This window comes from Cellulomonas sp. Y8 (genome assembly GCF_008033115.1).
Lineage (GTDB): Bacteria > Actinomycetota > Actinomycetes > Actinomycetales > Cellulomonadaceae > Cellulomonas.
The window spans coordinates 3352211-3366974 of the sequence record NZ_CP041203.1 but is presented as its reverse complement, the minus strand read 5'-3'; the positions used below and the strand labels follow the sequence as shown (position 1 = coordinate 3366974).

The following is a 14764-nucleotide window of genomic DNA, read 5'->3' as shown; positions in this document are numbered from 1 at the left end:
CGGTCAGATCACGTGGTGCGGCACCGGCGGGGCGGCCTCGAGCCAGGACGTCAGCCCGGCGTACGCCTCGGGCGTCATGAGCAGCTCGACCTCCTCGGCGCCGGCCGGGCCCGGGACCCGGCAGCGCACCAGGTACGGACCGCCGGACACCGCGGCGTCCACCGCGGTGCGCTCCAGCACCTCCATGCCGCCGCGCGGCCAGACCTGGCCGGGGCGCGGGGCGAGCGAGCGCAGCCGCCACCAGTACAGGTGGCGGGCGCCGTAGTGCGCGATGCCGCGGGACCAGCGGGTGCCGACCCGCAGCGAGCAGCGGAAGGACCCCACCCGCCGGGTGAGGCTGCTCCACCGGGACAGGCCGAGGCCCACGACCACCAGCGCGGCCACGACGAGCAGCAGCGCGAGGAACGCGATCTGGTGCCCGGTCACGGCCTGCCCGCCGACGTCAGCGGCCGGACGTGCCGGAGGCCACCGCCTCGGCGGCGTCGACGACGACGGTCACCTGGTCGCCGTCGACGGAGAGGAAGCCCCCCTCGACCGCCCAGCGGTGCACCGTCCCGCCGGCCTCGATCACCCGGACCTCTCCGCGCCGGAGCACGGAGAGGACCGGGGTGTGCCCGGCCAGGATGCCGATCTCGCCGTCCGAGGCGGGCGCGCTCACCTGACGCGCGTCGCCGGACCAGATGGTGCCGTCGGTGTCGACGAGGTCGACCTCGAGCTGGGCCATGGGACGAGAACCTCCTGGAAGGGGGTGGATCGAGGGTGGTGCGGGTGGAGCGGGCGACGCCTGCGTCAGACGCCGTACTCCTTCTGGATGCGGGCCCAGTTGCGCTCGAGGTCCTCGAGGCCGCCGATGTTGAAGAAGGCCTGCTCGGCGATGTGGTCGAACTCGCCGTCGGCGATCTTCGCGAACGCCTCGACGGTCTCGGACACCGGGACCGTGGAGCCCACGACTCCGGTGAACTTCTCGGCCATGTAGGTGTTCTGCGAGAGGAACTGCTGGATGCGGCGGGCGCGCGCGACGACCGTCTTGTCCTCCTCCGACAGCTCGTCGACACCGAGGATCGCGATGATGTCCTGGAGCTCCTTGTTGCGCTGCAGGATCGACTTCACGCGGGTGGCGACGTCGTAGTGCTCCTGGCCCACGTAGCGCGGGTCGAGGATGCGGGACGTCGACGCCAGCGGGTCCACCGCGGGGTACAGACCGCGGGACGCGATCTCGCGGGAGAGCTCCGTCGTCGCGTCGAGGTGCGCGAACGTCGTGGCCGGGGCCGGGTCGGTGTAGTCGTCGGCCGGCACGTAGATCGCCTGCAGCGAGGTGATCGAGTGGCCGCGGGTCGAGGTGATGCGCTCCTGCAGGAGGCCCATCTCGTCCGCGAGGTTCGGCTGGTAGCCCACCGCGGACGGCATGCGGCCGAGCAGCGTGGAGACCTCGGAGCCGGCCTGGGTGAACCGGAAGATGTTGTCGATGAAGAGCAGCACGTCCTGCTTGGCGACGTCGCGGAAGTACTCCGCCATCGTCAGGGCCGACAGGGCGACGCGCAGACGCGTGCCCGGCGGCTCGTCCATCTGGCCGAAGACGAGGGCGGTCTTGTCGAAGACGCCCGCCTCCTCCATCTCGACGATGAGGTCGTTGCCCTCGCGCGTGCGCTCGCCGACGCCGGCGAACACCGACACACCGCCGTGGTCCTGCGCGACGCGCTGGATCATCTCCTGGATGAGGACGGTCTTGCCGACGCCGGCACCGCCGAACAGGCCGATCTTCCCGCCGAGCACGTACGGCGTCAGCAGGTCGATGACCTTGATGCCGGTCTCGAACATCTGGGTCTTCGACTCGAGCTGGTCGAAGGCCGGCGCCTTGCGGTGGATGGGCCAGCGCTCGGTGACCTCGAACGTCTCGCCCTCGGCGAGGTTCAGCACCTCACCGGTGACGTTGAAGACGCGGCCCTTGGTGACGTCGCCGACGGGCACCGAGATCGGCGCGCCGGTGTCGGTGACCTGGGCGCCGCGCACGAGGCCGTCGGTCGGCTTCAGCGCGATCGCACGCACCAGCGAGTCGCCGAGGTGCTGCGCGACCTCGAGCGTCATGTCGAACCCGCCCGACTCCTCGCCCTCGCCCTGCGACGACAGGTCGATGTGCACGGTGAGCGCGTTGTAGATGTCGGGGATCTGGTCCGCGGGGAACTCGATGTCCACGACGGGCCCGATCACACGGGCGACGCGGCCCACGCCCGGCGTGGCCGTGGAGTCCTTCGCGTCGACGGTGGTCGCGGTCATGTCTGCCTGCCTTCGGTCGTCCGCCGGTGTCCGGCGGGCTGGTTCGGGTCGTGCGTCGGGTGCGTTCAGGAGGCGAGCGCGTCGGCGCCCGACACGATCTCGCTGATCTCCTGGGTGATCTCGGCCTGGCGGGCCTGGTTCGCCAGCCGCGTGTACGTGCGGATGAGGTCCTCGGCGTTCTCCGTCGCGGTGTGCATCGCGCGCTGCCGCGCCGCGAGCTCGGACGCCGCCGCCTGCAGCAGGCAGGCGAAGATCCGGGTCCGCACGTACCGCGGGAGCAGGGCGTCCAGGACCTCGGCCGCGTCGGGCTCGAAGTCGTACAGCGGGAGCGCCTCGTGCTCGCCGGCGGGGGCCACGCCCTCGACGACCTCGAGCGGCAGCATCCGGATGACCTGGGGGCGCTGGCTCACCATGTTGACGAACTGCGTCGACACGATGTGCAGCTCCCCCCACGCCGCCGTCCGCCGGGTCGGCGTCGAAGGCCTCGAGCAGCGTGCTCGCGATCTCCTCCGCCAGCTCGGACGTCGGGGCGTCGGACTGCCCGGTCCACACGGCCGCGAGCTCGCGCTGGCGGAACCGGTAGTAGGACTCGGCGCGGCGGCCGCTGACGTACAGCGCGACCTCCTTGCCCTCCGCCTCGAGCCGCTCGATCAGCCGCTCGGTCTCGCGGATGACGGACGCCGAGTAGGCGCCCGCCATGCCGCGGTCCGAGGCGATGAGCAGCACGGCGACGCGGTTCGTGTCGTCGCGCTCCGCCAGCAGCGGGTGCGAGACGTCCGAGTGCGTCGCGACCGCCGAGACGGCCCGCGTGATCGCGCGGGCGTACGGGGACGCCGACGCCATCCGGTCGCGGGCGCGCCCGATGCGGGACGCCGCGATCAGCTCCTGCGCGCGGAACATCTTCTTCAGCGACTGGGTCGACCTGATCCGCTGCCGGTAGACCCGCTGCTGTCCGGCCACGCGTCAGGCCTTCTTCTGCCGGACGATCTGCTCCTGCTCGACCGGGGTCTCGTCCTCGGGCTGCTCGGCGCCGACCAGCGGCGTGCCGTCGCCCTTGAGGAACCCGTGACGGAACTCGTCGACGGCGGCGGACAGCTTGTCCTCCAGGTCGTCGCCGAGCTTGCCCGTCTCCGCGATCGTGCTGAGCACGTCCGTGTTGCGGCGCAGGTGGTCCAGCAGCTCGGACTCGAACCGGCGGACGTCCTCGACCGGCACGTCGTCCAGCTTGCCCTTGGTGCCGGCCCAGATCGACGCCACCTGCTCCTCGACCGGGAACGGCGAGTACTGGGGCTGCTTGAGCAGCTCCATCAGGCGGGCGCCACGGGTCAGCTGCGCGCGGGACGCGGCGTCCAGGTCGGACGCGAACATCGCGAACGCCTCGAGCGACCGGTACTGCGCCAGGTCGAGCTTCAGCGTGCCCGAGACCTGCTTCATCGCCTTGACCTGCGCGGCACCACCGACGCGGGACACCGAGATGCCGACGTCGACGGCGGGGCGCTGGTCCGCGTTGAACAGGTCGGACTGCAGGAAGATCTGGCCGTCCGTGATGGAGATGACGTTGGTCGGGATGTACGCCGAGACGTCGTTGGCCTTGGTCTCGATGAACGGCAGGCCGGTCATCGAGCCGCCGCCGAGCTCGTCGGACAGCTTCGCGCAACGCTCCAGCAGGCGGGAGTGCAGGTAGAACACGTCGCCCGGGTACGCCTCGCGGCCCGGCGGGCGGCGCAGCAGCAGGGACACGGCGCGGTACGCCTCGGCCTGCTTCGACAGGTCGTCGAACACGATGAGGACGTGCTTGCCGCCGTACATCCAGTGCTGGCCGATGGCCGAGCCCGTGTAGGGCGCCAGGTACTTGAAGCCGGCCGGGTCGGACGCCGGGGCTGCGACGATCGTCGTGTACTCCAGGGCGCCGGCCTCCTCCAGGGCGCCGCGGACGGCGGCGATGGTGGAGCCCTTCTGGCCGATGGCGACGTAGATGCAGCGGACCTGCTGCTCCGGGTCGCCGGTCTCCCAGTTGGCCTTCTGGTTGAGGATCGTGTCGATCGCGATGGCCGTCTTGCCGGTCTGGCGGTCGCCGATGACGAGCTGCCGCTGGCCGCGGCCGATCGGGATCATCGAGTCGATCGCCTTGATGCCGGTCTGCAGCGGCTCGTGCACCGACTTGCGGGCCATGACGCCCGGGGCCTGGAGCTCGAGCGCGCGGCGGCCCTCGGAGACGATCTCGCCGAGGCCGTCGATCGGCTGACCCAGCGGGTCGACCACGCGGCCGAGGAAGGCGTCGCCGACCGGGACGGACAGGACCTCGCCGGTGCGGCGGACCTCCTGACCCTCCTCGATGCCGGTGAACTCGCCGAGGACGATGACGCCGATCTCGCGGACGTCGAGGTTGAGCGCGAGGCCCAGCGTGCCGTCCTCGAAGCGGAGCAGCTCGTTGGCCATCGCGCCCGGCAGGCCCTCGACCCGGGCGATCCCGTCGCCGGCCAGGGTGACCCGCCCGACCTCCTCGGCGGCGGCGCCGGTGGGCTCGTACGTCGTGACGAAGCTGTCCAGCGCGGCGCGGATGTCCTCCGGCCGGATCTGCAGCTCGCTCATGGCATCTCTCCTGTCGTGCAGCACGCCCGCGGCATGCGGTACCACGTGGGTGAACTGGTCGTTGACGGCGGGCCGTCGGGCCCGTCAGCTGGCAAGTCGTCGGCGTGCGTCCGCCAGCCGTGCGAGCACGGTCGCGTCGATCACCTCGGGGCCGACCTGCACGCGCAGGCCGCCCAGGACGTGCGGGTCCACCAGGACCTGCACCTGGATCTCGCGCCCGTAGGCGCGGCCGAGGATCTCCGCGAGCCGGGCCCGCTGAGCGGGACCCAGGTCGGCCGCGGTGGTGACCGTGGCGACCGTGCGGCTCCGGCGCTCGGCGATCAGGTCACCGAGGTGCCCGAGGGTCGCGACGTACCGGCGGCCGCGCGGCGCCACGGCCGCCCGGCGCGCGAGCACGCGGGTCGCCGTCGCGCCGGTCCCGGCCGTCAGCCGGTCGACGAGCTCGCCGCGCGCCTGGGCGTGCAGCGTGTCGTCGTACAGCCGGCGGCGCACCTCGCGCTGACCGGCGAGCGCCCGGCCGAGCCGGAACAGCTCCTCCTGGACCTGCTCGATCGTGCCGTCGGCCTCGGCCGACGCGAGCACGGCCGAGAAGGCCAGCTGCTCGGCGGCGTCGGCGAGGTCGCCCTCCTCGGACCACCGCGCCCGCACCAGCCCCTGCGCGGCCTCGGCCACGCGGGGGTCGGCGCCGGCCAGCAGCCGGGTCGCGAGCGCGGCCTTGGCCTCGCCCGCGGCCGACGGGTCGGTGAGGGTGCGCCGCAGCGAGCCGGACGAGTCCAGCGCGTCGACCAGCGCGAACAGCTGCTCGCCGAGCAGCAGCCCCTCGGCGCCGGCCGTCCGCAGCACCGGCTCGAACCGGCCCTCCGCGGCGGCCAGCGACGCCCGGCTCGTCCCTCGCATCAGTTCCCCTTACCCGCGGTGGCGGTGGTCTGCGCGTCCAGCTCGTCGAGGAACCGCTCGACGACGCGCGAGCGACGCGCCTCGTCCGCGAGCGACTCGCCGACGATCTTCGACGCGAGCTCGGTGGCGAGCGAGCCGACGTCCGCGCGCAGCGACACGGCGGCCTGCTGGCGCTCGGCCTCGATCTGGCGCTGGGCCGTCTCGGCGATCCGCGCCTGCTCGGCGGTGGCCTTCTCGCGCGCCTCGGCGACGATCTGGCCGGCCTCGGAGCGCGCCTCCTCGCGGATGCGCGCCGCCTCGGCGCGGGCGTCCTGGAGCTGCTGCTCGTACTCCGCCTTCGCGGCGGCAGCCTCTTCCTGGGCGCTGGCGGCCTTCGCGAGCCCGCCCTCGATCTTCTCGGTCCGCTCGTCGAGCACCGCCTGGAACTTCGGCAGCACGAGCTTGTAGAAGACGACGCCGATCACGATCAGGACGACCGACGACCACAGGATGTCGTAGCCCGCGGGGATGAGCAGGCGCCAGCCCTCGACCTCTTCGGTCTCCGCGGCCAGGATGCTCGCCGCGGGGAGCGCGGCGGTGATCACGAGAAGAGGAAGCCGGTGATCAGGCCGAGGAGGCCGAGGACCTCGACGAAGCCGATACCGATGAACATGGTGGTCCGGAGCTGGCCGGCGACCTCGGGCTGGCGCGCCATGCCCTCGACGGTCTTGCCGATCAGGATGCCGAGGCCGATGCCCGGGCCGAGAACCGCGAGGCCGTAGCCCACGGTCGCGATGTTGCCCGAGATGGCGTTCTCGGCCGCAAGGATGACGCTGGGGTCCGCGAGAAGAGACACGCTGTGCTCGTTCCTTCCGTTTGGCCGCCGACCGGTCGGCCGGCGGTCGTCTGGTGACGAGGGCCCGTCGAGGCCCCCGTGGGGGTGGTGCTGGTCAGATCAGGTCAGTGCTCGTCCTCGATGGACTGGCTCAGGTACACGGCCGTCAGGACGACGAAGATGTAGGCCTGCAGCGCGGCGACGAACACCTCGAACAGGGTGATCGCGAAGCCGCCCGCGAGGGTGAGCGCGCCGAAGGGCTTCAGGCCGCCGCTCGCCTCGAACAGCAGGAACTGGGTGGCCGAGAAGCAGAGCACCAGCATGAGGTGCCCGGCGACCATGTTGGCCATGAGCCGGATCGCCAGCGTGACGGGCCGCAGGACGAACACCTGCAGGAACTCCACCGGCGCCAGCAGGATGTACAGCGGCCACGGCACGCCCGGGGGGAACAGGCTGGTCTTGAGGAACCCGCCCACGCCGTGCGCCTTGACGCCGGCGCCCAGGTACATCACGTACACCCAGAGGGCCAGCATGACCGGCAGGCCGATCAGCGAGGTGCCCGCGATGTTGAGGAACGGGATGACGCCCGTGATGTTGAAGGCGAAGATCGCGAAGAAGATCGTCGTCAGGAGCGCGACGTACTTCGGCGCCTTCTCCTTGCCGAGGATGTCCTGGGCGACGTTGATCCGGACGAAGTCGAGCAGCATCTCGGCCATGTTCTGGCCGCGGCGCGGCACCAGGCGGGCCCGGCGCGCGGCGATGACCATGATGGTCAGCAGCACCGCGACGGCGACGAAGCGCACGACCTGGATGCGATTGATCTCGAAGATCGTGCCCTCGAACCAGATGGCGGGAGGGAAGAACTCGGCGATCGACGGCTTGTGGAACCCGGACTCGCCTTCGGCAGCGAGCGGCAGGATCGTCGCAAGGCTGGACAGAGCAGTCTCCTGTAGGTCGAAGGCTCGCGGCGTCGGGTGCCTCGAGGTGCGGGTCACCGCGCCGGGACCCGGCCGTCGTGGGTGGTTCGGCTGGAAGCCTAGCCTACGGAACGACCGGACCCGTCCGGCTCGTCCCCATTCGGGACCTTGGGCCTAGCACCTGTAGGGGACACGTAAGGCACCCTGCCCCGCGACACCGCGCGGTAGTCGAGGAGCGCGGACCCGATGACGGCCACCGCGACCACCACGGCCAGCACGTACCGGTCGTAGAAGTCCATGCCGCGCAGCACCGCGAGCACCACGATCACGACGACCAGCTTGCCCAGCCAGGTGCCCATGATGACGGCCATCATCCGGCCCGGAGCGGCGGTGTCGGTCTTGAGCATCGACAGCGTCGTGGTCCCCGAGAACACCAGGGCGATGGCGGCGCCGATCAGCGCGCCCCACACCCCGGGCAGGCCCGCGACGAGCCAGCCCACGGCCACGCCGACGACGGTGACGCCGGCGACCAGCCAGATCATGTCGTGCAGCGCGCGGCGGAACACGGCGGCCACCTCGGGGCTGTCCCCCGGGCGGGGGGTCGGCTCGGTGGTGGGGTCGGTCATCGGTCCGTCCTCGGGTCGGCGTCGTGCAGGGCGTCGGTCAGGCGGGTCAGGGGGTGCGCCGCGGCGGCGGGCGCGGGGCCGGCGGCGACCGAAGGGCCGGCGGCGGGGGCCGCGTGCCAGGCCCGGCGGTGCGTGTCGGCGGCGTGCCGGGCGGGAGCCGGGGCGGGCGCGCCGGCGGCGCGGTGCTCCGGGGCGGCCTGCGGCGCGGGCGCCGGCTCGGGCCCCGTCGGCGGGCGCACGCCGGGGCCACCGCCGGGCGTGCCGCCGCCCGCCGTGCTGCGGCCGCGCAGCGGGCCGAGGGTCAGCGCCAGCGCGGCCAGCACGCCGACGGCCAGCCCGACGAGCACCGCGGTCGTGGAGAACCACACGAGCGCGGTCGCGGCGCCGGTGAAGACGAACGTCCACACGTACAGGATGATCACCGCGCGCCGGTGCGAGTGGCCCAGCGCCAGCATCCGGTGGTGCAGGTGCATCCGGTCCGGGTGGAACGGCGACTTCCCGGAACCCACCCGGCGGATCACCGCGAGGCCCATGTCGAGCAGCGGCAGCAGCAGCACGGCCAGCGGCAGCAGGATCGGCAGGAACGCGGGGAACGACTGCCGCGTGGAGGCGATCGCCGGGTCGATCTGCCCGGTCACCTGGATGCCCGCCGCGGCGATCACGAGGCCGATGAGCATCGACCCGGAGTCGCCCATGAAGATCCGCGCCGGGTTGAAGTTGTGCGGCAGGAAGCCCACGCACGCGCCGACGAGCAGCGCCACGACGAGCGTCGCGAGGTTGGAGTAGTCGCCCGGGCTGGCGTCGCGGGTGAGCTGGTAGGAGTACAGGAAGAACCCGGCGCCGCCGATGGCGATCAGCCCCGCCGCGAGCCCGTCCAGCCCGTCGACGAAGTTCACGGCGTTCATCGCGACGACGACCACGAGCACGGTCAGGCCCAGCCAGATCCGGTCGGAGCCCAGCACCACGCCGTCGATCGGCAGCTGGTAGAGCTGCACGCCCATCGACGCCATGACGAACGCGGCGAGCACCTGGCCCACCAGCTTCGTCATCCAGTCCAGGTCCCAGATGTCGTCCGCGACGCCCAGCGCGCACACGATCGTCGCCGCGGCGGCGATGCCGATGATCGGCTCCGGCCGGTCGAAGACGTCCGCGAGGAAGGGCAGCTGGCTCGCCATGACGAGGCCGACCATGATCCCGGCCCACATCGCCAGGCCGCCGAGCCGCGGCGTCGGGATGGAGTGCACGTCCCTGCTCCGCACGGCCGTGATCGCGCCCCAGCGGAGCGCGCACCACCGCGCCAGCGGCGTCAGCACGTAGGTCGCCGCCGCGGCGATCAGCAGGAGCAGGAGGTACGCCCTCACCGGCCGGCGTCACCCGCCACGACGGGGGCGACCTCGCGGAGGCGCTCCAGGGAGATGGCGCCCTGGCGGACGACGCGGAGCTCGTCGCCGGTGGCGTCCACGATCGTCGAGGCGACCTGCCCCGGGGTGCGGCCGCCGTCCAGGTACGTCTGGACCCGGTCGCCGAGCTGCTCGTAGGCCTCGCCGACCTCGAGGGCCGACGGCTGGCCGGTGCGGTTCGCGCTCGACACCGCCATCGGGCCGGTGCGGCCGAGCAGCGCCAGCGCGACGGGGTGGTCCGGCACCCGCAGCGCGACGGTGCCGTGGGTCTCCCCCAGGTCCCAGGCGAGCGACGGCTGCGCGACCAGGATGATCGTCAGGCCGCCCGGCCAGAACGCCTCGGCGAGGTCCCGGGCCGCGGCGGGCACCCCCATCGCCAGGCCGTCCATCGTGCGCGCGTCCGGCATCAGCACCGGCGGCGGCATCTGGCGGCCGCGGCCCTTCGCGGCGAGCAGGGCGTTCACCGCCGGCGGCGTGAAGGCGTCCGCGCCGATGCCGTAGACGGTGTCCGTCGGCAGCACGACGAGGCCGCCCCGCGACACGGTGTGCACGGCGGCGTCGAGGGCCGGCCCCCAGGTCGCGGGGTCGGTGGCGTCCAGCACGGCGTCGGCAGTCACGGCTGCGAGTCTCCCACGGCCGGCTGGGCGTGCGGACGCGGCTCGCCCGCGGGGGCCGCCGGGGCCTCGGGGGCGGGCGCGGCGGCCCTCCGGCGGGCGACCAGCATCCGGGGCCGGCCGGTCAGGTCGGCGCGCGACCCGACGGCCTCGAACGCGCCGGTCGCCTCGGCCGCGGCGCGGGCCGCGGCGTCCTGCACCTCCGCGTGCTCCATCACCAGCAGCCCGCCGGGCACCAGCAGCCGGGCGGCGGCGGCCAGCACCGCGCGCGGGACCTCCAGGCCGTCGGCGCCGCCGCCGTACAGCGCGAGGTCGGGGTCGTGGTCGCGGACCTCGGGGTCGACAGGCACGGCGTCGGGCGGGATGTACGGCGGGTTCGACACGACGACGTCGACGGTGCCGTCCAGGTCGGCGAGCAGCGCGGGGTCCCGCACGTCGCCGAGCTCGACGCGGACGTCGCCCGCGGCGACCCGCTCGCCGTTGTCCCGCGTCAGCGCCACGGCGGCCGGGGACGCGTCGACCGCGGCCACCCGCGCCTCCGGCACCTCGGTCGCCAGGGACAGCGCGATGCCGCCGGCGCCGCAGCACAGGTCCACGACGACCGGGGTCCGCCCCTCGGTGGCGATCCGCGCCGCCTCGTCGATCCCGACCTGCGCGACCGTCTCGGTCTCGGGCCGCGGCACGAACACCCCGGGCTCCACGCGCAGGGTCAGGTAGCGGAACACGGTCGAGCCGACGATGTGCTGCAGCGGCTCGCGGCGCCGGCGGCGGTCGACCAGGCCGGCGAACTCCTCCGTGAACCCCTCGGGCACGGGCGGCGCCAGCACCAGGTCGAGGCGCGGCAGGCCGAGCGCGTGCGCGGCGAGCGCGGTCGCGTCGTGCCGGGGCGAGCCGACGCCCGCCTCGGCGAGCACGCGGGCGGCGGCCTCCACGAGGGTGCGCAGGGTGGGGGCGCCGGGGGCCTGCGCGGGGGCGCCGGGCGCGCCCGGGGCGGTCACCGCTCCCCCGCGGCGGCCAGCCGGGCGGCCTCGTCGGCGTCGACCGCCGACTGCACGACCGGCTGCAGGTCGCCGTCGAGCACGGCGTCGAGGTTGTACGCCTTGTACCCGGTGCGGTGGTCGGCGATCCGGTTCTCCGGGAAGTTGTACGTGCGGATCCGCTCCGAGCGGTCCACCGTGCGCACCTGCGACCGGCGGGCCTCGCTCGCCGCCGCGGCGGCCTCCTCCTGGCGCGCCGCCAGGAGCCGGGCGCGCAGCACGCGCATGGCCTGCTCGCGGTTCTGCAGCTGCGACTTCTCGTTCTGCATCGACACCACGATCCCGGTCGGCAGGTGGGTGATCCGCACCGCCGAGTCCGTCGTGTTCACCGACTGGCCGCCGGGGCCGGACGACCGGTACACGTCGATCCGCAGGTCGTTCGGGTCGATCTCGACCTCGCCCTCGTCCTCCACCTCGGGGAACACGAGCACGCCCGCGGCCGAGGTGTGGATCCGGCCCTGCGACTCGGTGACCGGCACGCGCTGCACTCGGTGCACGCCGCCCTCGTACTTGAGGCTCGCCCAGACGCCGTCGGCCGGGTCGGTGACGGCACCGCGCGCCTTGATCGCGACCTGCACGTCCTTGTAGCCACCGAGGTCCGACTCGGTGGACTCGAGCGTCTCGGCCTTCCAGCCCCGGCGCTCGGCGTACCGCAGGTACATCCGCAGCAGGTCGCCGGCGAACAGCGCGGACTCCTCGCCGCCCTCGCCGGCCTTGATCTCCAGGATGACGTCGCGGGCGTCGTCGGGGTCGCGCGGGACCAGCACCCGGCGCAGCTTCTCCGCCGCGTGCTCCTCGGCCTCGGCCAGGGACGGCAGCTCGGCGGCGAACGCCTCGTCCTCCTGCGCCAGCTCGCGCGCGTCCGCCAGGTCCTCCGCCGCCGTCCGCCACGCGCCGTGCGCCTGCGCGACCCGGCCGAGCTCGGCGTACCGCCGGCCGAGGGTGCGGGCCAGCGCCTGGTCGGCGTGCACCGCCGGGTCGGCGAGCTGCTGCTCGATCCGCGCGTGCTCGTCGAGCAGCGGGCGGGCGGCCGCGAACGGGTCGGTCATCGCGGGGGTCTCCTGGGGGCGGGGCGCCGCGGCGCCGGGGCGTCGCCGGTCGCACGGCGGACCGGGGACGGCGGACCCGGCCCCGGACATGCGAAGACGCCGGTGCCCGGCGGTCCTCGGGGGACCGCCGCGCACCGGCGTCAGGACGGCTAGTTCGCCGGGCGCTTGCCGTAGCGCGCCTCGAACCGGGCCACGCGGCCACCGGTGTCGAGGATCTTCTGCTTGCCCGTGTAGAACGGGTGGCAGGCGCTGCAGACGTCGGCGCGGATCTCGCCGGAGGTCTCGGTGGAGCGCGTGGTGAACGTGTTGCCACAGGTGCAGGTCACCTGGGTCACCACGTACTCGGGGTGGATGTCAGTCTTCACAGGTGTTCTCCTCGGGTTGGGTCTCCGGGTCGTGCGCGCGAGCCGCGCACGTGAACCGCAGACCGACGGGACAGTCTGCCAGAACAGCGGGCGGCGCGGAAATCTTCCCGCCGGTCGCGATCGCGGTCGGGCCGTCCTAGCGTCGAGGGCGATGAGCACCCGACGCGCCCCGCTGACCCTGTCCGCCCTGGCCACCGCCGCCCTGCTGCTGTCCGCGTGCAGCGCCGGGTCCGGCGACGACGCCGCGTCGAGCGCCCCGCCGCCCGCGTCCTCCCCCGCCACCGCCGCACCGTCGCCGACCGGCACGCTCCAGCCGAGCGCGGCCGCCGCCGAGGGCTGCACCGGGACCGGCGGCCTCGCGCCGGCCACCGCCGCGACCGTCGACACGATCGACCTGGACGGCGACGGCGTGCCCGACCAGCTGTGGATCGCCGACGACGGCGCCGCCCGCACGGTCGGCGTCTCCACCGCCGCCGGTGCCACGCTGACCCACCCGGTCGACCTGGCCGGCCCCGCGGGCGCCACCGCGTTCGCCCTGCGTCCCGACCCGGCGGAGCCGGCCATGGTGCTCGTCTCCGACAACCGCGTCGCCGACCTGCTCGTGGTGCAGGACTGCGCGCTGGTCGCCGCCACCGACACCCGCGGCGAGCCGTGGCAGTTCGACCAGGGCTTCGCCGGCCAGGGCACCGGCGTCGGCTGCGTCGACCTGGACGGCGACGGCGCCCTCGACCTCGTGGGGCTGAACCTGGTGGACGACTCGGTCACCCGCACCCTGATCCACGTCGACGGGACGACCGCGTCCGCCGGGACCTCCGACGAGGTGGCCGCCGGCACCGACGCCGCGCGGGAGACCGCCCGGGCGATCACCTGCGGCGACCGGACGCTCAGTGCCGACGGGGTGCACGAGCCGGCCTGAGCCGCGCCCCTACGATGGGGACCGTGCTCCGCATCGGCCTGGTGATCGACGACGGCCTCGACAAGCCGGACGGGGTGCAGCAGATCGTGCTGACGCTCGGCCGCCGGCTCGCCGAGCTCGGCCACGAGGTGCACTACGTCACCTCCACCACCGAGCGCACCGACCTGCCCAACCTGCACGTGCTCGGACGCACCGTGTCCGTGCGGTTCAACGGCAACCGGCTGCGCAGCCCGCTGCCCGCGCGGCGCGCCGACGTCCGCCGGCTGCTCGCCGACGTCCCGTTCGACGTCCTGCACGTGACCATGCCGTACAGCCCGCTGCTCGCCGGGCGCGTCGTGTCGGCGGCGTCGCCGCGCACCGCCGTCGTCGGGCAGTTCGTCATCTACCCGCAGGACCGGCTGACCCGGTGGGGCATCCGGGCGCTCGGGCTCGCGGAGCGCCGGCGGCTGCGGCGGTTCGACGCGATCACCGCGCTGTCCGAGGCCGCGCGGGAGTCCGTGCGGGAGGCGTACGGGCGGGACGTGCCGATCATCGGGGGGCCGGTGGAGCTGGGCGGCGCGGCGGCGGGCGGCGACGCGGCGGCGGGCGGCGACGCGGCCACGGCCGGCGCGGGAGCAGGATCCGCGGCGGACGCCCCGTCCGGCGCCGACGACCGCCCCGTCCGCATCGTGTTCCTCGGCCGGCTGGTCGAGCGCAAGGGCCCGCGCGAGCTGCTCGCCGCCGTCGCCGCCATGCCCGCCACCCGCCCGTGGACGCTCACGCTCGCCGGCCGCGGCCCGCTGCTCGACGAGCTGCGCGACCGTGCCCGCGGCGCCGGCATCGCCGACCGGGTCGACTTCCCGGGCTTCGTCGCCGAGGAGGACAAGGCGGCCCTGCTCGCCGGTGCCGACGTCGTCGCCCTGCCGTCGACCGGCGGCGAGAGCTTCGGCATGTCCGTCGTCGAGGCGCTCGCGGACGCGGGCGGCGTGGTCCTCGCCGGCGACAACCCCGGCTACCGCACGCCGATGGCGGGCCTGGAGGACCAGCTCGTGGACCCGCGCGACACCGCGGCGTTCGCGCGCACGCTGGCCCGCTGGGTCGACGACCCCGCCGCGAGAGCGGCCGCACGCGCCCCGCAGCGCGCGGGTGCGCAGCGGTTCGAGGCGGGCGAGATCACGGCGCAGACCCTGGCCTGGTACGAGCAGGCGATCGCGACCCGCCGCGCGAACGCCCGCGCCCCGCGCTGACCCCACGCCCGCCGCACGGACGCCCGCTCCGCGCCCT

At 74.1% G+C, this 14764-nt stretch carries 16 protein-coding genes and 1 pseudogene; 2 read left to right on the top strand and 15 right to left on the bottom strand.

Annotated elements, in window-relative coordinates:
- Positions 1–3: 3 nt before the first annotated feature.
- The 15 genes and pseudogenes from FKM96_RS15280 to rpmE form a co-directional block, all read right to left on the bottom strand.
- A complete protein-coding gene (locus tag FKM96_RS15280; protein WP_147795957.1) occupies positions 4–426 on the bottom strand; it encodes a DUF2550 domain-containing protein in 423 nt (140 codons plus the stop codon).
- Positions 427–442: 16 nt separating this feature from the next.
- On the bottom strand, positions 443–724 hold the full coding sequence (locus FKM96_RS15275; RefSeq protein ID WP_147795956.1) for a F0F1 ATP synthase subunit epsilon: 282 nt from the start codon (positions 722–724) through the stop codon (positions 443–445).
- A 65-nt stretch (positions 725–789) separates the two neighbouring features.
- Positions 790–2274: a F0F1 ATP synthase subunit beta gene (atpD, locus tag FKM96_RS15270; protein ID WP_147795955.1), complete on the bottom strand. Its 1485-nt coding sequence runs from the start codon at positions 2272–2274 to the stop codon at positions 790–792.
- A gap of 65 nt (positions 2275–2339) precedes the next feature.
- A pseudogene (locus FKM96_RS15265) lies at positions 2340–3234 on the bottom strand (F0F1 ATP synthase subunit gamma).
- 3 nt (positions 3235–3237) lie between these two features.
- Positions 3238–4866 (bottom strand): F0F1 ATP synthase subunit alpha, encoded by a 1629-nt coding sequence (atpA, locus tag FKM96_RS15260; protein WP_147795954.1) that lies wholly within the window; start codon positions 4864–4866, stop codon positions 3238–3240.
- Between the two features lie 84 nt (positions 4867–4950).
- Positions 4951–5763 carry a F0F1 ATP synthase subunit delta gene (locus FKM96_RS15255; RefSeq protein WP_147795953.1) on the bottom strand — a complete coding sequence of 271 codons (813 nt, stop codon included), beginning with the start codon at positions 5761–5763 and terminating at the stop codon, positions 4951–4953.
- Complete coding sequence (locus FKM96_RS15250; RefSeq protein WP_371300433.1) at positions 5763–6347, bottom strand: F0F1 ATP synthase subunit B; 585 nt, start codon at positions 6345–6347, stop codon at positions 5763–5765. The genes FKM96_RS15255 and FKM96_RS15250 overlap by 1 nt, the downstream gene beginning before the upstream one ends.
- Positions 6344–6598 carry an ATP synthase F0 subunit C gene (gene atpE, locus FKM96_RS15245; protein WP_276509384.1) on the bottom strand — a complete coding sequence of 85 codons (255 nt, stop codon included), beginning with the start codon at positions 6596–6598 and terminating at the stop codon, positions 6344–6346. Before atpE ends, FKM96_RS15250 begins: the two co-directional genes overlap by 4 nt.
- A gap of 104 nt (positions 6599–6702) precedes the next feature.
- Positions 6703–7380 (bottom strand): F0F1 ATP synthase subunit A, encoded by a 678-nt coding sequence (gene atpB / locus FKM96_RS15240; RefSeq protein ID WP_371300432.1) that lies wholly within the window; start codon positions 7378–7380, stop codon positions 6703–6705.
- A 233-nt stretch (positions 7381–7613) separates the two neighbouring features.
- Positions 7614–8120 (bottom strand): hypothetical protein, encoded by a 507-nt coding sequence (locus FKM96_RS15235; protein ID WP_246855009.1) that lies wholly within the window; start codon positions 8118–8120, stop codon positions 7614–7616.
- Positions 8117–9481 carry an MraY family glycosyltransferase gene (locus tag FKM96_RS15230; RefSeq protein ID WP_147795952.1) on the bottom strand — a complete coding sequence of 455 codons (1365 nt, stop codon included), beginning with the start codon at positions 9479–9481 and terminating at the stop codon, positions 8117–8119. The genes FKM96_RS15235 and FKM96_RS15230 overlap by 4 nt, the downstream gene beginning before the upstream one ends.
- On the bottom strand, positions 9478–10137 hold the full coding sequence (locus FKM96_RS15225; protein ID WP_246855008.1) for an L-threonylcarbamoyladenylate synthase: 660 nt from the start codon (positions 10135–10137) through the stop codon (positions 9478–9480). The genes FKM96_RS15230 and FKM96_RS15225 overlap by 4 nt, the downstream gene beginning before the upstream one ends.
- Positions 10134–11132, bottom strand: coding sequence for a peptide chain release factor N(5)-glutamine methyltransferase (gene prmC / locus FKM96_RS15220; RefSeq protein ID WP_147795951.1), 999 nt, complete (start codon positions 11130–11132; stop codon positions 10134–10136). Before prmC ends, FKM96_RS15225 begins: the two co-directional genes overlap by 4 nt.
- Entirely contained in the window at positions 11129–12220 is a 1092-nt protein-coding gene (prfA, locus tag FKM96_RS15215; RefSeq protein WP_147795950.1) for a peptide chain release factor 1, read from the bottom strand. Before prfA ends, prmC begins: the two co-directional genes overlap by 4 nt.
- A 149-nt stretch (positions 12221–12369) precedes the next feature.
- Entirely contained in the window at positions 12370–12585 is a 216-nt protein-coding gene (gene rpmE, locus FKM96_RS15210; RefSeq protein ID WP_147795949.1) for a 50S ribosomal protein L31, read from the bottom strand.
- Positions 12586–12736: 151 nt separating this feature from the next.
- On the opposite strand from rpmE, the gene FKM96_RS15205 reads away from it, so the two are divergent.
- Both FKM96_RS15205 and FKM96_RS15200 read left to right on the top strand, forming a co-directional pair.
- The gene (locus FKM96_RS15205) at positions 12737–13501 is read left to right on the top strand and encodes a hypothetical protein (RefSeq protein ID WP_147795948.1); all 765 of its coding nucleotides are present in this window, start codon (positions 12737–12739) and stop codon (positions 13499–13501) included.
- A 14-nt stretch (positions 13502–13515) separates the two neighbouring features.
- On the top strand, positions 13516–14727 hold the full coding sequence (locus FKM96_RS15200; protein ID WP_147795947.1) for a glycosyltransferase family 4 protein: 1212 nt from the start codon (positions 13516–13518) through the stop codon (positions 14725–14727).
- Positions 14728–14764 lie beyond the last annotated feature (37 nt).